22 protein-coding genes are annotated in these 21,820 nt (G+C 41.6%); 17 read left to right on the top strand and 5 right to left on the bottom strand.

The annotated features are described in order from the left end of the window. Positions 1-2: 2 nt before the first annotated feature. The 4 genes from EXG77_RS14495 to EXG77_RS14480 are packed head-to-tail and all read left to right on the top strand — an operon-like array spanning position 3 to position 6,626. Positions 3-2,762: a Z1 domain-containing protein gene (locus EXG77_RS14495; protein WP_035399118.1), complete on the top strand. Its 2,760-nt coding sequence runs from the start codon at positions 3-5 to the stop codon at positions 2,760-2,762. Continuing rightward, complete coding sequence (locus EXG77_RS14490; RefSeq protein WP_035399117.1) at positions 2,755-3,696, top strand: PD-(D/E)XK motif protein; 942 nt, start codon at positions 2,755-2,757, stop codon at positions 3,694-3,696. The genes EXG77_RS14495 and EXG77_RS14490 overlap by 8 nt, the downstream gene beginning before the upstream one ends. Continuing rightward, a complete protein-coding gene (locus tag EXG77_RS14485; RefSeq protein WP_035399115.1) occupies positions 3,696-5,750 on the top strand; it encodes an AIPR family protein in 2,055 nt (684 codons plus the stop codon). Before EXG77_RS14490 ends, EXG77_RS14485 begins: the two co-directional genes overlap by 1 nt. A 21-nt stretch (positions 5,751-5,771) precedes the next feature. Then, positions 5,772-6,626: a hypothetical protein gene (locus tag EXG77_RS14480; RefSeq protein WP_052017216.1), complete on the top strand. Its 855-nt coding sequence runs from the start codon at positions 5,772-5,774 to the stop codon at positions 6,624-6,626. 39 nt (positions 6,627-6,665) lie between these two features. Here the strand turns inward: EXG77_RS14480 and EXG77_RS14475 are convergent, their stop codons facing one another. From EXG77_RS14475 to EXG77_RS14460, 4 genes are all read right to left on the bottom strand, one after another. Then, positions 6,666-7,133: a hypothetical protein gene (locus EXG77_RS14475; protein ID WP_035399114.1), complete on the bottom strand. Its 468-nt coding sequence runs from the start codon at positions 7,131-7,133 to the stop codon at positions 6,666-6,668. Between the two features lie 320 nt (positions 7,134-7,453). Next, a complete protein-coding gene (locus tag EXG77_RS14470; protein WP_035399112.1) occupies positions 7,454-7,861 on the bottom strand; it encodes a DUF86 domain-containing protein in 408 nt (135 codons plus the stop codon). Position 7,862: 1 nt separating this feature from the next. After that, positions 7,863-8,264, bottom strand: a complete 402-nt coding sequence (locus tag EXG77_RS14465) for a nucleotidyltransferase domain-containing protein (protein WP_035399111.1) — start codon at positions 8,262-8,264, stop codon at positions 7,863-7,865. 91 nt (positions 8,265-8,355) lie between these two features. Next, positions 8,356-8,784, bottom strand: coding sequence for a VOC family protein (locus EXG77_RS14460; protein ID WP_035399110.1), 429 nt, complete (start codon positions 8,782-8,784; stop codon positions 8,356-8,358). A gap of 219 nt (positions 8,785-9,003) precedes the next feature. Here EXG77_RS14460 and EXG77_RS14455 point away from each other — a divergent pair, with 219 nt between their 5' ends. The 12 genes from EXG77_RS14455 to EXG77_RS14405 all read left to right on the top strand — a co-directional run bounded on the left by EXG77_RS14455 (position 9,004) and on the right by EXG77_RS14405 (position 20,219). Then, a complete protein-coding gene (locus EXG77_RS14455) occupies positions 9,004-10,017 on the top strand; it encodes a LacI family DNA-binding transcriptional regulator (RefSeq protein ID WP_035399109.1) in 1,014 nt (337 codons plus the stop codon). A gap of 204 nt (positions 10,018-10,221) precedes the next feature. Next, on the top strand, positions 10,222-11,529 hold the full coding sequence (locus tag EXG77_RS14450) for an ABC transporter substrate-binding protein (protein WP_035399107.1): 1,308 nt from the start codon (positions 10,222-10,224) through the stop codon (positions 11,527-11,529). Between the two features lie 60 nt (positions 11,530-11,589). Further along, complete coding sequence (locus EXG77_RS14445; protein ID WP_023466912.1) at positions 11,590-12,486, top strand: carbohydrate ABC transporter permease; 897 nt, start codon at positions 11,590-11,592, stop codon at positions 12,484-12,486. A 3-nt stretch (positions 12,487-12,489) separates the two neighbouring features. Beyond that, a complete protein-coding gene (locus EXG77_RS14440; RefSeq protein WP_081637442.1) occupies positions 12,490-13,413 on the top strand; it encodes a carbohydrate ABC transporter permease in 924 nt (307 codons plus the stop codon). Positions 13,414-13,436: 23 nt separating this feature from the next. After that, positions 13,437-14,783, top strand: coding sequence for a GH1 family beta-glucosidase (locus EXG77_RS14435; RefSeq protein WP_035399106.1), 1,347 nt, complete (start codon positions 13,437-13,439; stop codon positions 14,781-14,783). A 61-nt stretch (positions 14,784-14,844) separates the two neighbouring features. After that, entirely contained in the window at positions 14,845-17,202 is a 2,358-nt protein-coding gene (locus EXG77_RS14430) for a carbohydrate binding domain-containing protein (protein ID WP_035399105.1), read from the top strand. Between the two features lie 153 nt (positions 17,203-17,355). Further along, positions 17,356-17,829 (top strand): hypothetical protein, encoded by a 474-nt coding sequence (locus EXG77_RS16275; RefSeq protein WP_145981743.1) that lies wholly within the window; start codon positions 17,356-17,358, stop codon positions 17,827-17,829. A gap of 18 nt (positions 17,830-17,847) precedes the next feature. Beyond that, positions 17,848-18,009 carry a hypothetical protein gene (locus EXG77_RS16355; RefSeq protein WP_156357227.1) on the top strand — a complete coding sequence of 54 codons (162 nt, stop codon included), beginning with the start codon at positions 17,848-17,850 and terminating at the stop codon, positions 18,007-18,009. A 124-nt stretch (positions 18,010-18,133) separates the two neighbouring features. Beyond that, positions 18,134-18,637 (top strand): RNA polymerase sigma factor, encoded by a 504-nt coding sequence (locus EXG77_RS14420; protein WP_035399241.1) that lies wholly within the window; start codon positions 18,134-18,136, stop codon positions 18,635-18,637. After that, positions 18,621-19,475, top strand: a complete 855-nt coding sequence (locus tag EXG77_RS14415) for an RsiV family protein (protein ID WP_035399101.1) — start codon at positions 18,621-18,623, stop codon at positions 19,473-19,475. The genes EXG77_RS14420 and EXG77_RS14415 overlap by 17 nt, the downstream gene beginning before the upstream one ends. Positions 19,476-19,589: 114 nt before the next feature. Continuing rightward, positions 19,590-19,886, top strand: coding sequence for an excalibur calcium-binding domain-containing protein (locus EXG77_RS14410; protein WP_035399100.1), 297 nt, complete (start codon positions 19,590-19,592; stop codon positions 19,884-19,886). A gap of 153 nt (positions 19,887-20,039) precedes the next feature. Continuing rightward, entirely contained in the window at positions 20,040-20,219 is a 180-nt protein-coding gene (locus EXG77_RS14405) for a hypothetical protein (protein ID WP_035399099.1), read from the top strand. 75 nt (positions 20,220-20,294) lie between these two features. Here EXG77_RS14405 and EXG77_RS14400 read toward each other — a convergent pair whose 3' ends face one another. Continuing rightward, positions 20,295-20,618 (bottom strand): thioredoxin family protein, encoded by a 324-nt coding sequence (locus EXG77_RS14400; RefSeq protein WP_023466923.1) that lies wholly within the window; start codon positions 20,616-20,618, stop codon positions 20,295-20,297. A gap of 299 nt (positions 20,619-20,917) precedes the next feature. Between EXG77_RS14400 and EXG77_RS14395 the strand changes: the two genes are divergently transcribed. Continuing rightward, positions 20,918-21,787, top strand: coding sequence for a cation diffusion facilitator family transporter (locus tag EXG77_RS14395; RefSeq protein WP_023466924.1), 870 nt, complete (start codon positions 20,918-20,920; stop codon positions 21,785-21,787). Positions 21,788-21,820: the final 33 nt, after the last annotated feature.

The raw sequence follows: 21,820 nt of genomic DNA, 5'->3' as shown, positions 1-21,820 counted from the left end.
TTATGAAAAAAAATGCATATCAAATCTTTAAAGAGCAAGTACTAGAAAACTTAGAAAATAAAGAAAAGCCTTTAAAGGAAAACCAAATTGAAGAAGAGGTTAATCTATATCAAACGTTACAGGAAGTTCCTGAGATTTTAAAAATGTTTGAACGTAAACATAATATAGAGAAAATGGATAAGCTAGACAAAAAACAATGGGAACTTATGGTTAGAGAATTAGAAGTTGAATTTGATGTACAAACAAATTTAGGGATAGTTGTTATGGGAGAGGAACAAAAGCAGAGAGATTATACTTGGTGGACAATGAAAGAAAAAATTGAACGAGAAAATTATTATTCAGATAATTATAAAAAATTCATAAGTAATTCATTGCCCAATGAAGTTATAAAAGTAATCGAAGAAGATACAGATGCCATAATGAATCATTTAGGAAACCCTAGTGATGATCAATTCGAGAGATATGGAATGGTCGTAGGGCATGTACAATCAGGAAAAACAGCTAACTATTCATCACTAGTATGCAAAGCAGCCGACGCTGGATATAAATTTATAGTCATAATTGCTGGAGCTATGAATAATTTAAGAAATCAAACGCAGGAAAGACTTAATGCCTCTTTTATTGGGAGAGATATAGATAAAAAAATTGGTGTAGCTAATTTAGCTGGGTATAGAGAAGACAAGAGACCGATAAGTTTGACGTCAAAATTGAAAGATTTTAATAGGGCTGACGCTAATCGGAATTCACAAGGAATTAGCTTAGATAGCATTACTAGTCCGGTAATCGTAGTAATAAAAAAAAATACAAGCACATTAAAAAACGTTATTCAATGGATAACTACGCATTATTCACAAGGAGTAGAGAATCATGCAATGTTATTAATTGATGACGAATCAGATTATGCATCTATTAATACAAAGGATGAGGAAGACCCTACAAAAATAAATGAAAAAATAAGAGCATTACTAAAATTGTTTAAAAAAAGTTCATATGTAGCCTATACAGCAACTCCTTATGCAAACATATTTATAGATCATAATACAGATACCGAAAATTTGGGGAAAGACCTATTTCCAGAAGATTTTATATATTGTTTAAGTGCACCTAGTAATTATTTTGGAGCAGAAAAAATATTCTTAGATAAGAAAAAAACGCATTTTTATGAAGTAGAAGATGTAGAAGATATTATACCTTTTAATCATAAAAAAGATTACAAATTACCCTGTTTACCAGAGAGTATGAAAGAGGCAATGAGATCATTTTTGATAAATATTGCAATTAGACATCTGAGAAATCAAGAAAACAAACATAACAGCATGTTAATTCACGCTACAAGGTTTACAGAAGTTCATAAGAATATTGCAGGACATGTAGAAAAATATTTTAAAGATTTAAGTGAAGTTATAAGCATTGACGGACTAAAAGAAAAACATTATGAAAAAAATGAACATTTAGAAGACCTTAAAAATACTTTTGAAATTCACTATAAAGATAATATTGAGTTTGAATGGGAATCTATTATTAAAAAAATTGCAAAATTCATTTCTAAAATTTTAATTGTTCAAGTTCATAAAGATACAAAAATAAAATTAGAATATCGAGATGACATTGCTAGTAACGTAATTGCAATAGGGGGCACTAGTTTAGCACGGGGGTACACTTTGGAAGGACTATCAGTCAGTTATTTCTTAAGAAATACAATTTTTTATGACACATTGATGCAAATGGGTAGATGGTTTGGTTACCGACCTGGGTACGAAGATTTGTGTAAAATATATACAACTAATGAGATTTTTGATCGATTTAATACTATAACTGAAGCGACTCTAGATTTAGTAAGTGATTTGAACGATATGGCTCGAAATGAAATGACTCCAAGAGATTTTGGTTTAGCTGTTAAGCAACATCCGGATAGCGGATTACAAGTAACAGCTAAAAATAAACTTAAAAATTCTGAATCTCTTTATTATGAAATGAAATTAGATGGTCATTTAAAAGAAACATCTTGGATAATCAAAGATAAAGAAAAAAACGAACAAAATATAAATCTAATTAAGAATTTAATAGAAAATAAAATAACACCTTACTATACGCAACCAAAACCAAGATACTGGATCGATGTTCCTAAAAATGTAGTCTCAGAATTTATAAATAACTTCTCTATTTATGAAGTACCAGATGACGATTTTGGAATGAGATCTAAGATGCCAATTAAATTTATAAAACAGTACATCGAATCGGTAGATACTTTTTGGGATGTAGCTATTTATTCAGGTAATAGTGAACAAAGATTAGATATAGAAAATTTAGAAGGCTTCTATCAAGAGAGAAAGATAAACGATAGAGGGCGCTTTTATGAAATTGAACATCGTCAAGTTTCTTCAGGTAATGCTGAAAATATCGCAATCACTGTTGAAGAATATAATGAAATAAAAAATATAAAAAGAAAAAATAAAGAGGATCGAAAAATTGTTAAGGAGCAAAAAAAAGAGAACGAGTTGAATGAAGTAGAACTTTACAGCGTTCGTAAAGCTGTAAGGAATATTATGAAAAAACCTTTACTAATGCTTCATATAATTGACGGACATTTAGTTGACTCTAAAATTAAAACGGACAAGGCTGAAAAAGTTAATCTTGCAGCTTTTGGGATAAGTTTCCCGGGTGGAATAAAAAGTATGACGAGAAATGTAAGATTGCAAGTTAACTCGGTATACCTTAGAAATATGAAAAACATGCTTGAAGACGAGGTATATGATGATTAAAAATCCTTGGAAAGATATGGCGAGAGGTAGTCAAAGAAGAGCAAGTTTGTATCATGATATTTATTGGATCAAAGAAGAAATGGAGGGTAATTACGGCTTAAAGTTGTCATTAAAAAATAGCGAAGAAAATTTGAAAATCAAAGAACTAAAGCTTAAAAATATTGATATTTTTGAAAATAAAAATGAGGATAAAACGGATTTATATTTAATGCTCAATAGTTTATATGATTATGATATTTTTAATAGTTTATGCATGGATTTAATCGAGGAATGTGAAAATTATAGTGAAAAAGTAGAGATTTATGTTGTAGTTTTTAATAGATTAACAAGATGGAAAAATCTTCTTTTGAATAATAAAGAAAAATCTCTTCCGATAGAATTGCAAATGGGTCTTTTCTCAGAATTAGATACATTGTTAAGTATTGTTTTAACTAAAAAAACTTCTTTAAAAGAAGCAGTGTTATCTTGGGGAGGACCGGATTCAGATAAGCAAGATTTTATACTAGATAAACTAGCTCTTGAAGTAAAGTCTCATAAAACAGGAAAAAATGAAGTTATACATGTATCTAGTCCGCAACAGTTATTTTCATCTAAAAATCGTCTTGTTTTAAGAGTATATTCATTGGACATTAAAGAAAATGGAGATACTGTAGAAAATCTTATTCAGCAAATTAAACACGATTTAAAGAATAATAATTTATTCAATGAAATGTACATTTTTGAACAAAAGATCATTCAGTACGGCTATAAGGATAACTTCCATAAAGACACTCTTTATAAGTTTCATATTGATAAAATTTCTAATTTTGATGTTAGAAATGACTTTCCTAGAGTCGACTTAGAAAGTATTCCGAGTGGAATTATTAATATGAAATACCAGCTTAATTTAAACAACTGTAAGGACTATTTAATTGATGATTGGAATGAAGTATGATGACAACACTTGAAGATTTTCATGATGATTTAATTCAAACTACACTATCAATTGCCGATAGTAGAGGTTTATTAAACTCGCAAGCTTTTTTTGAATATGTTTGTGAAGAGCTAAGTTCAACAGGTGAGTTATCCGTAAACTATAGCGAAGCTGATATAAGAATTTTGAAGGGCAGAAATCCAGTTGAAGCCTATGGATATGACTTTGATGATGAAAGAGGAGTTCTCTCGATTCTAACACACGAGTTTTTTCAAGAAGATCAAATACAAACTCTTACTTTAGATGCAATAGATAAAAAAATAAAAAGACTTAAAAATTTCTTGATTAGGTGTATGGATGGATTTTTCAAAGAATTAGAAGAAACTTCACCAGCTTATTCTATGGCTTATCAAATTTATTGTAGATTTAAAGATAAAGAAATCAATAAAGTTAAATTCTTCCTTTTAACTGATGGTCAAATAAGCAAAAATTTTAAAGGGAAAAAATTAGATGAAATAGATGGTATTTCTGATTTAGAACTTAGAATTGTAGATGTCGATTATTTATTTAAAAATTATAGCTCTAAAAACGTAGACACTACCTTCGCTGTTGATGTAAAAATACCATATTTAAAAATACCTTCAGATTCTCAGGTATATACATCCTACTTAACTTATTTGAGCGGAGATCAACTGTTTGAAATATATGATCAATATGGGAAACGTTTGTTAGAACAAAATGTTCGTACATTTTTACAATTCAAAGGATCTGTAAATAAGGGGATAAGAAACACAATTAGTGGGGCTCCGAGTAATTTTTTTGCTTTTAATAATGGTATAACTGCGACGGCGTCTAGAATATTGATTGAGGATGATCATATCGTCAAACTTTTTGATTTTCAAATCGTGAATGGAGGACAAACAACTTCTTCTATATACGCTGCAAAGAAAAAAGAAGGATTAGATGTAAGTCAAGTTTCTGTTCAAATGAAATTATCTGTAATTGAAGCAGGTGAAGAACATAGCGAATTTGTATCAAGAGTTGCTGAATATGCAAATACACAAAATAAAGTTAATAAATCAGACTTTTTCTCAAATAGTCCATTCCATAAAGATATGAAAAAATACTCATCACATACTTGGGTGAATCCAATTAATGGTAGTCAGAAAAAGACTAGATGGTACTATGAAAGAGTTAGAGGTGAGTTTCTAAATGAACAAATTTATTTAAGTAAATCGAAGCAAAAACAATTTTTATTAGAAAATCCTAAAAATCAATTGATTGATAAAACATTTTTAGCGAAAAGTGAGAGCTCATGGCTTCAAAAACCTCACATCGTTAGTAGAGGAGCACAGTACTGTTTTAGCGACTTTGCTACTTACATTTCTGAACTACTAGAAAAGAATAATTTAGCTATTACAGAAAAATATTTTCAAGATGCTGTATCTAAAATAATACTATTTAGAACTATTGAGCGTATGATTTCAAATTCAGATTGGTACACTGGCGGGTATAGAGCTCAAACAGTAACATATACCATTTCATATCTTGCTCACTATATTGCAGACTCGAAACAGAATTTTAATTTTAAGATTATCTGGGATGAGCAGGCTGTAGATAATGATTTATTCGAAGAAATTGAGAAGATAGCTAAAAGAATACATTTTGAAATCATTAAACCACCAACAGGATACTCAAATATATCTCAATGGTGTAAAAAAGAAGGATGTTGGACACAAATAAAAGATTTAAAAATAGATTTAAATGTACCAAAAAGATTTTATAAAAATCAAGAAGAAGTAAAGTATGAAAAAAGGCAAGAAAAATCTTTAAAAAAGGTAGATTCGATTATTGAAATACAAACTTTTATTTTCGAATTACCAAAAGATCAGTGGAAGCAAATATTTAATTACTGTAGTAAAGTTGAAAATAGAAAAGGAATATCTTCGTTTGCATTTACGGCGTTATCAAAGTTCTCGAATACAGAAGGATATTTTCCTACTGAAAATCAGTGTGTAGAATTATACAAAATATACAAACGTGTAGTTGAAGAAGAAAGATTAATTCTGAAGTAATATAATTAGGAGAATTTTGTGATGTCGGTAAAAATGTTTCTAGTAGAAGGTCTCCCCGGCTCTGGCAAAACAACAACAGCTGAAGCATTAACTCGTCTATTGCAAGAGCAACAACCTGATACGCGTCTTCATATCGAAGGAGACCTCAGCCATCCTGCAGATTATGAGAGTGTCGCTTACTTAACGATGAATGAATGGATAGACTTTCAAAGTAAATACGCTTCACTCGATGTCTTACGATTTGCTGAGGTGTTCAATGACTACGTGCTGGTATCATATCGCCAGTGGCAGTCAGAAATAGATATTCCTGAAGCAGAACTTGCGTTTCTGCAAGCAAGAGATATCTATGAACTACCATTTGAGTTACATCAGTCATTGATCTTTAAAAAGTGGGAAGAATTCGTCGCTCAAGCGTTAACGATGGATACAACATATGTTTTTGAGTGCTGTTTCTTACAAAATCCGTTGACGATGGGGCTCATCAAATACGATCTACCGGAAGCGACGTTGCGAGCGTATATTGAACGCATAGCAACGATCATTACGCCGCTACAACCAGTTCTCGTTTATGTTGATCAACCGAATGTAGAACGAAGCTTCCGTAAAGCACTAAACGATCGTCCGACAGAATGGGCGGATGGATTCGTAGCTTATTACACCGAGCAAGCATATGGTGTGAGTCACTCGTTATCAGGAGTGAAAGGGACGATTGCGATTCTACAGGCACGGCAAGCACTGGAGCGTCAGTTGTTTGAATTACTTCCATTCAGAGTAGAAGTATTCAAAAATGAAGATTTTTCAGTAGAAGCAAGACAAGCCTGGTTAAAGCAATTGATTCAGTCGACTGCGCGTTCAACTTCTTTAAACGAGAGCTAAGTAAAAGGCGATTCCAAGTTACGGAATCGCCTTTTAGCATTATGACAAGTTCTCGATTTTTTCGAGTAAATCATCTTCGTATTTTTGATCAGAAATGATCTCGATGAGCTGATGAAAAGATAAAGCTGCTTGTTTAAAAGCTTGAATGAAATCTAATGTAGTATAGACAGCTTCTTCTTGATCAATGGTTAATGAAAATCGATTGTTATTTACTTTTTTCAAACACACTTCAATAGGTGTGTTCGGGTAATAGAATGTAGCAGATCCATACTCTAGACAGTTTTTCAAAGCGTCTGCATAATACTGCCACAGTGGTGCAAGTTCGTCTGAGTAATCGGCTCCTTGTATGATTCCATTCTGGGCAAAAGAAATTGTACCGTCTAAATTTAAAAAGCCATCCTCTAACCAATCCTCTTTTTGCTGAATGTATACTTGAATGCGATCTTGTTCTGTGATGTTCACATGTTTCTGTTCATTTTCTAAAAAGATAAAGGTTTGGATATCCATAAAGCCCACTCCTTCTTCCATTCATGAATTAAGTTAATGCATATGTCCTTTTTCAACGCTCATGACATATTTTATATCATCAACTGCTCCTGTAGATTGCTTTGAATTTGTAGAAACATTTGAAAGATCACTCTATTTTGTTTGGCTACATTACAATAGGGAGGTGTGTGAAAATGGAGAATTTTCCACATACATAAGACAATACTAGTTGGAGCCGTTAATTCAGCCAAGTATGCATTTCACTCTTTAAGCGATAGCTAAACAAAAGGCGATTCCAATTTACGGAATCGCCTTTACTTATAAAAAAGCTTCGTAGCGAATCAATCTTCTAGTTCAATGACAGTTCGAGTGAATGTCAAAAAATCATTAAGATGACGATCTAATATTGCTTGAAGAATGTCTAGATTCAGTGATTGATAGTCATGTACTGCAATGTTACGAAATCCGACCATGTTCATGAGACTAGTAGCCAGTGAAGCGTCGATGAGCTGAGCTTCCTCGAGCAGGTGAAATCCATCACGACTCGATTTAGGTAGACCAAGCTTCCGTGTTCGAACTAGATGCATGGCGATATTGATACTTGCCTCACATGCACGCTGGATGTTCAAAATGATACTATCTTGTTTGGTGTAATCCTTTAAATGACTAGGTTCGTTCTGGTAGACGTCCTGTATTCTTAATAAACAACGTTCAATGGTCGCTATCTTATTTAACAACACATCGTTCATATTAAAAAACACTCCCCTGATCTTTGATTGACTGTACGATTGGAGCCCTCTCCTCAGAAAAGGCAGCATACATGCTATATGCACGCATTTGTTGTCGTGTCAGCTCATTCGGATTTTGACAGTCGATGACTAAACCTTCTGTGAAGATTTGCATCGTCAAAATCGGATCAATCTGTTTTATATCGACGAGATCAACTTCACGACCAGCGAGTCGTGCTAATTGACCGGCCAATAAAAATCGATCGTAGGCGGAGAGGGGGTGGTCACTTAAATAAGCGATATCCAGATCACTATCGTCTGTCATGTTTCCCGTAGCTCCGGAGCCGAATAAGATAATAAAATGAGCATGCACGTGTACGTTAATCGCTTGAACGAGTTGTTGTCGCAACGTCATCGATATCATGTGATTCGCTCCTTCTAACCCTTTTTTTCAAAGTATACCATGGCTTGATAGACTAAAAATAAACTCCTCGAGTTCTCGAGGAGTTTAAAGGTTACACCGACACTTCACTCACTACGTGATTGACTTGCCACTGGACACCAAACGTATCTTCGACGATTCCGTACGCTTCACTCCAGAATGTCTTTTGGATCGGCATGATGACGGTGCCGTCTTTTGCGAGTTGATCAAATGTCTTCTGTAACAGATCCACGTCAGATAAGTGGAGTGCCAAGGTAACATTCTGACCAATCGTGACCGGATCATGCGGCATTGCGTCTGAGAACATTAAGCGGGTACCATGAACGATCAGTTCAGCATGTAGAACCAGTGACTGCATCTCTTCAGGGTAGGGCTGACCGTCAGGACCGGGACCGGGTCCGAACTCCATGATCTCCGGTAGTTCTTGACCGAAAACGTGTGCATAGAACGTTAGTGCCTCACGCGTGTTGCCGTTAAAGACGAGATACGGATTGATTGGCATGGGAAAGCTCCTCTCTAAAAAAGCGAAGTGTGTTTTTTTAAGTATACCAAACATTTGTTCGTATTAAAAGAAAAATCGAACTCTTTTCGAAGTGAATCGAGTATTAATGATAACGTTTTCATATTTTCTGATATTTATAAAAAAATAGGTTGCAACTTCCAGAGAGACTTCGTATACTAAATTTATCGAAAGCGCTTTCGGTGAAATGGAGTGAGTAACATGGGAACAATTTATGATTTAGCGAAGATGACCGGTTTTTCGATTACAACGGTCTCAAAAGCTTTAAATAATTATTCGGATGTCAGCGAAAAGACGAAAGCAAAAATCGTCCAGGCAGCAGCCGAGATGGGATACTTACCGAACGCGCACGCCCAGTCGCTCTCGACGAAACGTTCGTGGACGATCGGTGTCATGTTCTCGGAAGCACATGGCGTCGGAATGATGCATCCGTTCTTCAACGCGATCATTGAAAGTTTCCGAAAAGCAACAGAGCAACAAGGGTATGATCTCATCTTCGCATCGCGGAATTTACGCAATCGCGACATGAGCTACCTCGAGCATTTCCGACACCGAGCAGTCGACGGCATCGTCGTCATCTGTTCCGATCAGATGGATCAACACGTCCAAGAATTGATTCAAAGTACGATTCCAATCGTCGTCGTCGATATGGACAGTGCTGATTGTAGTGTCGTCTACTCGGATAACATCACCGGTGGCACGCTCGCCGTCAATCATCTGCACGAACTCGGTCATCGGTTGATCGCCCACATTGCGGGGGATACGTCGACAGATGCCGGAAGAGCGCGGATTGAAGGCTATCAGCAAGCGATGGAACAACTTGATTTGCCGATTCCGGACGGGTATCTCGTCAACGGTGGATTCTTTTCCGGGGAAGAAGGCAAGCGGGCAATGAACGAATTGCTAGCATTACCTGAACGACCGACAGCAGTTTTTGTTGCCGGGGATGAAATGGCAATCGGTGCGATTGAAGCGATTCATGAAGCCGGGTTACGGATTCCAGAAGACATCTCAGTCGTTGGGTACGATGATATTTACATGTCGCAGTACATCACACCGAAGTTGACGACGGTCCGACAAGATACGGAAACGATTGGTCAACATGCAGCATCAGTCTTGATTGAACAGATCGTCAACAAAAAACGGGTTACGACACGCGATGTCATTCCGGTTAACTTGATGGTTCGTCAATCGACAGGTCCAGTACCTGAATAACACAATGGTTGTTTCGGAATCGCTCTCGCTCGTTGTCAGTGAGGAAAAGCGAGAGCGATTTCGAAATCATTTTTTATCACTTTTTCCGAAAGGGCTTTCGGGAATTTTCTTTAAAGCCTTTTCGAAAGCGCTTTCGGTATTTTTGAATAATTAATTGAAACCGCTTACCTATAAGCGGAATACTTAACAAAAGGATGAGATGAGATGAAGAAGCAATTAGTTAGCGTGTTAACAGTCGGTGCGTTAACAGCAAGCGTCCTTGCTGGATGTACAGGTAGCAGCGAAGAAAAGACGAGCGGTGGGAAAGACGTCTTAAAAATCTGGTCGTTCACGGATGAGTTAAAAGAGCCAATTAAAAAGTTCGAAGAGAAAAATGGTGTCAAAGTCGAATTGACGATCGTACCGATCGCTGACTACCCGACGAAATTGAAACCAGCCCTTGAAAGTGGCGTCGGAGCACCGGATATCTTCACAGGCGAGATCGCGTTCCTCAAACAATGGGTTGATGCCGGCTACTGGGCGAACCTCTCTGAAAAACCGTTTAACGCAGACGAAGTCAAAGATGACTATATCCCGTACGTCTATGACATGGGAAAAGATAAAGACGGCAACGTTCGTGCGCTGTCATGGCAAACGACACCAGGTGGCGTCTACTACAAACGCAGCATCGCGAAAAAAGTCCTCGGCACAGATGATCCAAAAGAAATCGGTGGCATGATGGACTCGATGGACGGCGTCTTCGAAGTCGCTGAAAAAATGAAGAGCAAAGGTTACAAGATGTTCCCGGATGAAGGATCGATCCGTTGGTTCGCACAAGGAAATGACCCACAACCTTGGGTCAACGATAAGCAAGAGCTCGTCTTGACGCAAGACAAGAAGGATTACATGGATTACGCGAAAGAACTTCGGACGAAACAATACACAGCACTTGCACCAGAATGGTCACCATCATGGTTCGCAGGCATGGATAAACCAGTCAAAGTTAAAGAAAACGGTAAAGAGACAAAAACAGAAGTCTTCTCTTACGTCCTACCGACATGGGGTCTTCACAGTGTCCTCAAAGAAAACGCGAAAAAATCAGCGGGTGACTGGGCGGTCACAAGCGGACCAAGCCCATACTTCTGGGGTGGTACGTGGTTAGGTGTTTACAAAGATTCGAAGAAACAAAAGCTTGCGTATGATTTCGTCAAGATGATGACGCAGGACGAAGCGTTCTTAACGGACTGGGCAAAAGAAACAGGTGACGTATTAGCGTACAAACCAGTTACTGAGAAAATCAAAACAGATTTCAAAGATGAGTTCCTCGGCGGACAGAACAACTACGAGTTCTTCCTTGATCAAGCAGACAAGATCACACCAGGAATCGTTACGAAGTATGACCAACAGCTCGATACATTATACGGTGCATCGGTCATGGAATACGTCCAAGGTAAAAAATCAAAAGACGAAGCACTTGCTGAATTCTACAAAAAAGTCAAAAACGCGTACCCGGACGTAAAAGTACCGGAATAAGGAGAGTAGGTGGGGCGATCCTCGCCTCATCTCTTCTTGTTTAAGAAAGGGGTTTGACCTGTGAAAAAACTTGATCGCCATGGGTATCTGTTCATCGCACCGTTTTGGATCGTCTTCTTGATCTTCAGCATCTATCCGGTTGCCTTGACTTTCTATTACAGCTTCACGAACTACACAGGCGCTGAAGGCGAACAACTCGTCGGACTCGCGAACTATACGCGGTTACTCGGGGATACGTACTTCATCGAAGCGTTCTTTAACACCCTGAAGATTTGGGGTCTTAACTTCATCCTTCAGATTGGCGGCGCCTTATTACTCGCCTTATTGTTCTCGGATCTCCAATTGAAATTAAAAGGGCTTGCCTTCTTCCGGGCGACGTTCTACTTACCGAACTTGATCACGATTAGCTCGGTCGCCTTATTGTTCGGCATCTTGCTCGACTGGCAGCATGGTTCACTGAACATGATGTTGATGAAAATCGGAATCATCTCGGAGCCGATCAACTGGTTGACGCAACCGGTGACCGCACAAATTTCCGTCTCGCTTATCCTGACATGGATGTGGCTCGGTCACTCGTTCATCGTCGTCATGGCGGGCGTATCCGGGATCTCGAAGGACTACTTCGAAGCAGCCTTGATTGACGGGGCAACACGTTGGCAGATTTTCTCACGCATCACGTTGCCACTCTTAAAACCGATTTTGCTCTACATCATGATCACGTCGTTGATCGGTGGTCTGCAATTGTTCGACCTCCCGATGTTGATTACGGATGGTGTCGGTGCGCCAGATGGTGCCTTGAACACGATGGTGCTCTATCTCTATAACCAAGCTTTCAAATACAACAACTATGGCTACGCCGCTGCTGTCGCATACGGACTGTTTGCCATCACGCTCGTCTTTTCAATCATCGTCTTCAAAGGGATGTTCCGAAAAGAACGTTCGCCGAAAGGAGCCTGACCGATGGAACGAAATGCAGAAGCACGTCGGATCGTGCCACAAACGGAGGAACAACCGGAGCGTTCCGAACGCCCGCTCAAGTTGACGCCACCACCGAAACAAAAGAAAGCCTGGTTCGGCAAAAGTGTCATCTATATTGGTCTCGTCGTCTTAACGATCGCCTGTATCATCCCGTTTTTGATGATGATCATCAACGCAACGCGCTCGAACGAAGAAGTCTTGTCCGGGTTCTCGTTGATTCCCGGGAACTCACTTGCTGAGAACTACGCCGCCCTCAGTTCATACGTCAACATCTGGTCTGGGTTCAAGAACAGCTTGATCATTGCCGTTCTCGTTACCGTCCTATCAGGGTATTTCTCGGCGTTGACAGCATTCGGATTCGCTTTCTATCAGTTCAAAGGAAAGAACGCGATGTTTGTTTTCATGCTCGTCATGATGATGGTTCCGGGTCAACTCGGTTTAATCGGGTTCTACGAATTAAGTAAAAATCTTGGCTTGCTCGATAGCTATATCCCGTTGATCGTTCCAGCGATTGCGAGTCCGTTCACGGTCTTCTTCGTCCGGCAGTATGTCCAGACCGTCCTGCATCCGAGTTTGATCGAGGCAGCACGGATGGACGGAGCAAGTGAGTTCAGGATTTTCCATACGATCGCTTTACCGATGATGATGCCGGCGATCGCGACGATGTCGATCTTTACTTTCATCGGTTCATGGAACAACTACATCATGCCGCTCGTCTTACTCTTCTCCCCAGAGAAGTATACGTTACCGGTCTTGATGGGCTTCTTGAAAGGGTCACAAGTCGCAGAGAACTTAGGCTCGCTCTATCTCGGAATCGCGATTTCCGTCGTACCGATCATGATCGCCTTCTTGTTCCTCTCGAAATATATCGTCAGCAGTATCTCGGCAGGTGCCGTTAAAGAATAAGTAGCTTAAAGGAGAGTACACATATGAAATTTGCACCGAACTTCGTATTCGGAACGGCGACGTCGTCGTATCAGATCGAAGGAGCCCACAACGAAGGCGGACGTACGCCTTCGATCTGGGATGCCTTCTGTGATGAGGATGGAAAAGTCTTCGAGAAACATAATGGGGATGTCGCTTGTGACCATTACCACCGTTATGAAGAGGATATCCAGCACATCAAACGTCTCGGCGTCGATACGTACCGCTTCTCGATTGCCTGGCCACGGATCTTCCCACAAAAAGGGGTCTACAATCCGGAAGGCATGGCGTTCTATAAGAAACTCGCGACACGTCTGCGGGCAGAAGGCATCAAGCCAGCCGTGACGCTGTACCACTGGGACTTACCACTTTGGGCACATGAAGAAGGCGGCTGGGTCAACCGAGCATCGGTCGACTGGTTCCTTGACTTCGCCCGTGCTTGTTTTGCGGAGCTCGACGGGATCGTCGACTCGTGGATCACACACAATGAACCATGGTGTGCCGGGTTCCTCAGCTACCATCTCGGACAACATGCACCAGGTCATACGGACATGAACGAAGCCGTTCGTGCCGTGCACCACTTGTTGTTATCGCACGGAAAAGCAGTCGAACTGTTGAAGGGTGAATTCAAATCGGTCACACCGATCGGTATCACGTTGAACTTGGCACCGAAGTATGCGAAGACGGACTCCGTCAACGATCAGCTGGCGATGAACAATGCAGACGGATATGCGAATCGGTGGTTCCTCGACCCAGTCTTCAAAGGTCAGTATCCGGTCGATATGATGAACTTGTTCTCAAAATACGTCCATTCCTACGCGTTCATCGAAGAAGGCGACATGGAGACGATCTCCGTCCCATGTGACTTCTTCGGGATCAACTTCTACAGCCGTAACCTCGTCGAGTTCAGTGCTGCGAACGATTTCCTGCAGAAGGATGCGTACTCGGATTACGACAAGACAGGTATGGGCTGGGATATCGCCCCGAGCGAATTCAAGGACTTGATTCGTCGTTTGCGTGCCGAGTATACGGATTTACCAATCTACATCACGGAAAACGGTGCGGCATTCGACGATGAATTGGTCGATGGTCGCGTCGCTGACCAGAACCGGATTGATTACGTCGCACAACACCTCCAAGCGGTGTCTGATTTAAACGAAGAAGGGATGAACATCCAAGGCTATTATCTTTGGTCACTGCTCGACAACTTCGAGTGGAGCTTCGGCTATGATAAGCGTTTCGGAATTCTCTACGTCGATTTCGAGACACAGGAACGGATTTGGAAAGACAGCGCCCACTGGTATGCGGGCGTCATCGAGCAACATAAGGCAACGATTCCACAAGAAGCGTGACAAAGGAGGCAAGGTCGAACATTCGTCCTTGCCTCTTTTTGACTAAGAGGAGGAAACAGACATGAAGACATGGGTAGCACTGGCGGTCGGGACTGGTTTATTGCTGAGCGGTCAAGCGGTCGACGCGAAGGCAGACAAAAAAGAGACGAAGTGGAAACTCGTCTGGTCGGATGAGTTTCAGGCAAAACAACTCGACCGGACGAAATGGACGTATGATACGGGGAATTGGATCAAGGATGCGAACGGACAACCGGTCTCACCGGGTTGGGGCAACAATGAAAAACAATACTACACGACGAAGCAAGATAACTCGTTTATTCGCAACGGGAAACTCGTCATCAAGGCGAAGCAGGAAAAGACGACGGATGATCTCGGTACATACGATTACACGTCGGCGAAGCTGAAGACGAAAGGGTTGTTCAGTAAGACGTACGGTCGTTATGAGATCAAAGCGAAGCTGCCGACCGGAAAAGGGCTTTGGCCTGCGTTCTGGATGTTACCGGAGCAAGATAAATACGGGGCCTGGGCAGCGTCCGGTGAGATTGACGTCATGGAAGCTTGGGGCAGTCAGCCGGACAAGGTCGCCGGAACGATTCACTACGGAGAAAACTGGCCGAACAATAAATACACGGGGAAAGACTATCACTTCCCAGACGGACAGCGGATCGACCAATGGCATACGTACGCAGTCGAATGGGAGCCGGGCGAACTCCGCTGGTACGTTGACGGCAATCTCTATCAAACACAAAACGATTGGTACAGTAAAGGCTTGAACGCAGCGACGAATTATAGTTATCCGGCACCGTTCGACCAAAACTTCTATCTCGTCATGAATCTCGCGGTCGGTGGTTGGTTCGATGGAGAAGTCGATGCGACGACGAAGTTCCCAGCCGAGATGGAAGTCGACTACGTCCGGGTCTATGATTTGAAAAATCGAGCGTACCGTGAACCGGTCGAACCGAGCTACGAAAACGTGACGTTACCGGACGGAGCCAAGCAACCGATCGATAGTAACCTCGTCTACGACACAGCATTTGAACAACCGGTCACGATGATCACCGGGAATCAGTCGTTTAATCCGCTGTACTGGAACTACGTCACGCTCCCGGACTTCGGTGGCAAAGGAAGTCTTGCGATCATTGAAAAAGAGGGGCAACGGATGGCGGACGTCACGATTGATCAGCCTGGTTCACAGACGTACTCCCATCAGTTGATTCAAAACGTATCCCTCGCGCAAGGTGGACGTTACCAAGTCAGCTTTGACGCGAGCAGCACAGCAGACCGGAAGATGATGGTCAAAGTCGGCGGTGGAGCAGAGCGTGGGTACACGAAATATTCGAATGAACAGTCGATTGCTCTGACACCGAGCGTCAAACGGCATACGTTCACATTCGATATGGCGGCAGAGACGGATCTCGCAGCACGTCTTGAGTTCAACCTCGGACTTGAAAAAGCGGGTGTTCAGATCGGGAACGTCCGTGTCGAACAGATTCCGAGCGGCGTCATCGATGAAGATGCAACAAAACCGGCACTACCGGACGGGAATCTCGTCTACAACGGGACGTTCGATCAAGGGGCGATGGACCGTTTGACGTACTGGCATTTCAACGGTAACAAGCGGACGACAGGGGCTGTTAATCCTGAGTCACGTGATTTCCGTTATGAAGGACATGGACAAAAAACGACGGCACGTTTAACGCAAAAGGGACTTCAACTAGAAGCTGGGCATGTGTATCAGCTTCGATTCACAGCAGGTGCGAAAAAAGCGAAATCACTTCAGGTGAAAATCACTGGGGCACAAGAGCAATTGAAGCAGACGACTGTACCGTTGACGAAACAAGCAACGACTGTCGACATTCCGTTCACGGCTACACAAACGGCAGACGACAATCAGCTTGTGTTTGACTTCAGTGGACAAGCCGGGAAAATCTCGCTCGATGATGTGGAGTTGATTGATGTGACACCGGTGCCGGTTGATCCGTCACCACTGAAAAACGGTTCGTTTGCAAACGGATTGACGTCATGGTCGTCATACGTCCACTATGATGCGCAAGCCGCTATCGAAGCTGTCAATGAAGCAGCACGCATAAAGATTGGAGCGGAAGGACAAGAACCATGGAGTGTCTTGCTCGAGCAAGGAAACTTGTCACTCGCGAAAGGCAAAACATATGAATTGAGCTTCACGGCATCGTCGACTGTATCGCGTCCGATCGAAGTGACGATTGAAAATGCTTCGTACACGCGTTACTTCAGTCAAGTCGAGCCAATCACGACAACACCGAAGACGTATAGCTATACCTTTACGATGGAACAAACGGATACAGGTGCGTTGAAGTTCCTGATGGGACGCGCAGAAGGTTCGCCGTTCGCTGTCCATGACGTAACGATTGATGATGTGAATCTCAAAGTGAAGGAATGACTAAGGCAAGGCAATGGACACGTCCATTGCCTTGTTGTGGTTTAAACGACAGAGACGAATAATTTATTGAAATGGAAGAGGAACAAAACCAATCATATGGAATATTAAGTAAAAGAAAAGATAGGTACTTATGCTTTGGGGAGGAAACATATCATGCGTCAAAGGAACATACCATATCGACTGCTCTTTCTGTTAATTTTAATGAGTATGATTGGCATCAATGGTTGGTCCGCTATACTTCATCCCGACGGAACGATAAATGGATGGCAAAGCATTGCTTCAGTCATCTGGTTCGGCTATTTAGTCGGCTCGCTGTTTTACATAAAGGAAGAGAAGATGTATCGATTAATCGCGAGGTATCTTTGGTTCGGTCTGATTTCGACACTGTATATTTATAGTGTCTGGTTGCTCGAAGGAATGTTTTCAGAGACACTTTGGTTTGATCTATTAGCGAGTCTTGAGTTTTTACTGTATTTTATTTTTGTCATTCCATTGTTTGGATTAAATGCTTGGACGAATGTCCAGTTTGGTGAATTTTCGTTATACATGAGTGTCTTATACGGTATCGCGCTCATTTTACTTCAGGTGAAAATGTGGAGTGATACATCACGACATTTGCATTATTAAGTAGAAAAGGTGAGTTGTATGTTGAGTCCCGTAAATGAACGTGAAGAACGGACGGGGAAACGTGAACGCCGAAAACAGCGAAAGGTTGATATTGGATGTATCACGATTGTCGGTATTCCATTACTTTTCATCGTTCCGTTTCTGTTGATTATCCTTATCTTAATGAAGTCTGCTCCATGAAAAGGTGACCTTGTGTCACCTTTTTTTGTTGTGTCGTCAACTTTTTTCTCGACTCGCCCGTCTTAATGATGTATACACAGAACGATATCGAAAAAAGGAGTCGCGGCCTATGACCTCTCGTCAAATGAGAAAACGGGAAAAAGCATTCGTCCGTTTTTTAAAGCAATACAAACCGAATCTCTACTGGTTGACCTACAGTTATATGAAAAATGAACAGGATAGTCTGGATGTGATTCAGGACAGCATCCAAAAAGCGTTGCAATCACTCGATCGACTCGAAGATGAGGAACGGATGAAAGCCTGGTTCTATCAGATTTTGACACGAACAGCGATTGATGCGATCCGGAAGCGTCAGCATAGTATCAGTTATGATACGGATCGACTGATCGAACTCGTCGCGACAAAAGAAGATACATACCCGGATTCCGATTTGCGACAGGCGCTTGAGGAGCTCCCAGTTATGTACCGGGAAGTCGTCATCTTACACTATTTCGAGGACTTGATCTTAAAAGACGTCGCAACGATTTTGGAGCTGAATTTAAGCACGACCAAGTCCCGGCTGTATAAAGGATTGACCTTATTAAAAATGAAATTGAATGGAGATGAGTTAGATGTCGAACAAACTTGACGATCTGAAACAAGCTTACCAACAACCACCGGTTCCAAAAGAACTCGATGAGATGATTGCACAAGTCGAGCGCCGGATGCGTCCCTCGCGAACAAAACGCTCCGTGTGGATCACAGCCGCCGCGATCACGTTATTCGTTGGTGGATTAAATAGTAATGCGTCGTTTGCGGACGCGATGGCGAAGGTGCCAGTTTTTGGTCAACTGACTGAGATCGTGACGATTGACTGGAAAGAGACGAAAACACAGCAGTCGGCTGATATTAAAGCTCCTCAAGTGACGTTACCGGACAAGGCACTCGAGCAACAATTGAACGAAAAGTATATTGCGGAAGGACAAGCGCTCTACGAAAAGTTTGAGCAGGAGACGCACGGACAGGAAGGGGCATTTGCCGTCGATAGCCGCTATGACGTCAAGACGGATACGGAAGACTTGTTGTCGATCGGTCGAACCGTCACTGAAACACGGGCGAGTGCATCAGAAAGCGTCCAGTACGATACGATCGATAAGAAACAACAGCTCATCCTGACATTACCATCTTTGTTCAAGGATGACGGATATATCACGACGATCAGTGATTACCTAAAAGAAGAGATGCGTCGGCAAATGAAGACGGATGAAGGGAAAGTCTACTTCGTCGAAGGAACACCGGATGTACCGGAGGACGAGCAGTTCAAGCAGATTTCCGCAAAACAAAACTTTTATATTACGGCAGATCACAAATTAGTCCTGTCGTTTGACGAGTACAGTATCGCTCCAGGATATATGGGCATCGTCGAATTTAAGATTCCGACGTCAATTTTAAAAGGTGAACTCGTTAGTCCGCATTATATTCGCTGAATTTCAAAAAATGTAACCATTGATATAAATTCTAAAAAAATAGCCATTTTTTAAAAATAACCTCTTATAATCAAAAGACGAATCGTTGTTTTTTGAAAAAAAGGAGGAATCCCTATGAAAAAATGGAGTCGGCTTGTACTCGCGGGTGTCGTCAGTCTCGCCTTGATCCATGTTCCAGCAGCTAGTGAAGCGGCAACGAAAGCAAAAGCCTTTAAAAACTGTACGGAAATGCAAAAGACGTACAAAGGCGGCGTTGCGAAAAAAGCGGGGCTAAAAAATCGGACAGGGTATGACAAGAATGGAAAACCGATCTACAAAGCAACAAAGTACAAGGCGTACGTGAGCCTTGCGACGTATAACGTAAACACGAAGAGCGACCGGGATAAAGACGGTATCGCGTGTGAACGTTAAATAAGCAAAAGTAGTCTTTCTCGAGCGGGAGAAAGACTACTTTTTTGTAGAGGCTCGTTGTTCCTTTCAATTATGTAATCCTTAGAAATCATTATGTATGGTAGTGTTGTAGCGACAAAAGACGACAAATATGTATTGAGTAGGAGGACTACGATGCGAAAGCGAGATTATCTCATTTTCTTTATTTTATTTTTTATTCTGAACCTTATTAATTTCTTAGGAACACTAGGCATGCAGGATGTTTTAGCGATTGTAGTCGTCGCTATGATCGAAGCAGCGATAGCGGGAACGATTACGAATCTCTTCACCCGTATCTTTTTTAAGAAAAGCTGAGATGGATTGAAGTAGCACCCAAATCAGATCGATACATAAAAATAACCTGACGCTGCGGCGTCAGGTTATTTTTGCTTAGTTGAAGTTTTGCTTTAAGAAGGCTGTCACTTCTTCTGGTGTTTTAGCATTTGCACTGTGCAAGTGCGCCAGTTTTTCATTGTTTTTGAAGACGAGCAAGCTTGGGATTCCCATGACATCGTGGTTCGATGCGATTTCAGGGAACTCATCCTTGTCGATCGTGTGGATCGGTAAGTGGTCGAATTGTGACTCGACGTCCGGCATGAAGTAATCCATCCGTTTGCAGTCCGGGCACCAGTCTGCTTCGAACTTGATGATGACCGGTGCGTCACTTGAAATCAATTCCTTGAATGTTTCTTCACTCTTAATGAATTCTGCCATTGTGAGAACTCCTCCTCTTGGTGTTGTACCTTTAGTCTACCGATTCCCTTCAGAACTTGCACGAATTATGTTCGTCAAAGAGTCTGACAAGTCAAAAAAGTTGGTTGCTCTTTAAGATAATGCTACTGATTTTCTTGAAAAGAGCCACATGACTCAATCGAATTTGGTTTGGTATAGGGAAACATTGTTGTATATTTGTTAATTACCTAGTTCGAAACAAAATGATTTCTCTAGACCCACTCGATTTCCGACTGGTACGATGAGGTTTGCTAATCGCAGAGAAAGTGGGGGCGACGAGAATGGAACAACAAAAATACGATAACCTAAAACGTGGCGAACGCGGTGCAATGATCAGTATCGCAGCCTATATCTTGTTATCATCTTTAAAATTAATCATTGGGTATACAGCAGATTCTGCCGCACTCCGGGCGGATGGTTTGAACAACGCGACCGATATCATCGCGTCGATCGCTGTCTTGATCGGCTTACGGATTTCACAACGTCCGGCAGATGACGATCACAAATACGGACACTGGAAAAGTGAAACGATTGCCTCGCTCGTAGCTTCCTTCATCATGATGGCAGTCGGTCTTCAAGTCTTGATCGATACGATCTCGACGTTGTTTGAAGGCAAACAGGAGTCACCGGATATTCTCGCAGCATACGTCGGAATCGGTTCAGCTCTCGTGATGTACTTCGTCTACCGCTACAATAAGAAGTTATCCGAGGAGATTGAAAGCAAAGCCGTCATGGCAGCAGCGAAAGATAATCTATCCGATGCGTGGGTCAGTGTCGGAACGACGATCGGAATCGTCGGATCACAGTTCGGCATGCCATGGCTTGATGTCGTGACCGCGATCATCGTCGGCTTCTTGATCTGTAAGACAGCGTGGGACATCTTTACGGAAGCGTCACACGAACTGACGGATGGCTTCGATGAGAAGAAGCTGAAGATGTATGAAGATGTCATCTTCGATCTCGAAGGTGTCAAAGGGATCAAGTCAATCAAAGGACGTAACTACGGCAACAATGAAGTCGTCGATGTCGTCATCCTTGTCAACTCCACCTTGAATATCCATCAGGCGCACGATATTGCGACACGTGTCGAGGATACGCTGACGGAAGAATATGGTGTCTACGATATCCATGTTCACGTCGAACCGGAATGAATCGAAAAAACGTCTTTTCTACTGTAAGCGTAG

This window comes from Exiguobacterium sp. OS-77, assembly GCF_000414195.2.
GTDB lineage: Bacteria > Bacillota > Bacilli > Exiguobacteriales > Exiguobacteriaceae > Exiguobacterium_A > Exiguobacterium_A indicum.
Note: the sequence above shows the minus strand (reverse complement) of the source record. Positions and strands in the feature narration are given on the sequence as shown.

Coding starts and splice junctions, on each gene's coding strand:
- EXG77_RS14450 (WP_035399107.1), top strand. CDS start 10,222: ATGAAGAAGCAATTAGTTAGCGTGTTAACAGTCGGTGCGTTAACAGCA.
- EXG77_RS14470 (WP_035399112.1), bottom strand. CDS start 7,861: ATGAACGATGTGTTGTTAAATAAGATAGCGACCATTGAACGTTGTTTA.
- EXG77_RS14455 (WP_035399109.1), top strand. CDS start 9,004: ATGGGAACAATTTATGATTTAGCGAAGATGACCGGTTTTTCGATTACA.
- EXG77_RS14415 (WP_035399101.1), top strand. CDS start 18,621: ATGTCGAACAAACTTGACGATCTGAAACAAGCTTACCAACAACCACCG.
- EXG77_RS14405 (WP_035399099.1), top strand. CDS start 20,040: ATGCGAAAGCGAGATTATCTCATTTTCTTTATTTTATTTTTTATTCTG.
- EXG77_RS14420 (WP_035399241.1), top strand. CDS start 18,134: ATGAGAAAACGGGAAAAAGCATTCGTCCGTTTTTTAAAGCAATACAAA.
- EXG77_RS14430 (WP_035399105.1), top strand. CDS start 14,845: ATGAAGACATGGGTAGCACTGGCGGTCGGGACTGGTTTATTGCTGAGC.
- EXG77_RS14490 (WP_035399117.1), top strand. CDS start 2,755: ATGATTAAAAATCCTTGGAAAGATATGGCGAGAGGTAGTCAAAGAAGA.
- EXG77_RS14440 (WP_081637442.1), top strand. CDS start 12,490: ATGGAACGAAATGCAGAAGCACGTCGGATCGTGCCACAAACGGAGGAA.
- EXG77_RS14465 (WP_035399111.1), bottom strand. CDS start 8,264: ATGATATCGATGACGTTGCGACAACAACTCGTTCAAGCGATTAACGTA.
- EXG77_RS14460 (WP_035399110.1), bottom strand. CDS start 8,784: ATGCCAATCAATCCGTATCTCGTCTTTAACGGCAACACGCGTGAGGCA.
- EXG77_RS14435 (WP_035399106.1), top strand. CDS start 13,437: ATGAAATTTGCACCGAACTTCGTATTCGGAACGGCGACGTCGTCGTAT.
- EXG77_RS14410 (WP_035399100.1), top strand. CDS start 19,590: ATGAAAAAATGGAGTCGGCTTGTACTCGCGGGTGTCGTCAGTCTCGCC.
- EXG77_RS14395 (WP_023466924.1), top strand. CDS start 20,918: ATGGAACAACAAAAATACGATAACCTAAAACGTGGCGAACGCGGTGCA.
- EXG77_RS14400 (WP_023466923.1), bottom strand. CDS start 20,618: ATGGCAGAATTCATTAAGAGTGAAGAAACATTCAAGGAATTGATTTCA.
- EXG77_RS14480 (WP_052017216.1), top strand. CDS start 5,772: ATGTCGGTAAAAATGTTTCTAGTAGAAGGTCTCCCCGGCTCTGGCAAA.
- EXG77_RS16355 (WP_156357227.1), top strand. CDS start 17,848: ATGTTGAGTCCCGTAAATGAACGTGAAGAACGGACGGGGAAACGTGAA.
- EXG77_RS16275 (WP_145981743.1), top strand. CDS start 17,356: ATGCGTCAAAGGAACATACCATATCGACTGCTCTTTCTGTTAATTTTA.
- EXG77_RS14475 (WP_035399114.1), bottom strand. CDS start 7,133: ATGGATATCCAAACCTTTATCTTTTTAGAAAATGAACAGAAACATGTG.
- EXG77_RS14495 (WP_035399118.1), top strand. CDS start 3: ATGAAAAAAAATGCATATCAAATCTTTAAAGAGCAAGTACTAGAAAAC.
- EXG77_RS14485 (WP_035399115.1), top strand. CDS start 3,696: ATGACAACACTTGAAGATTTTCATGATGATTTAATTCAAACTACACTA.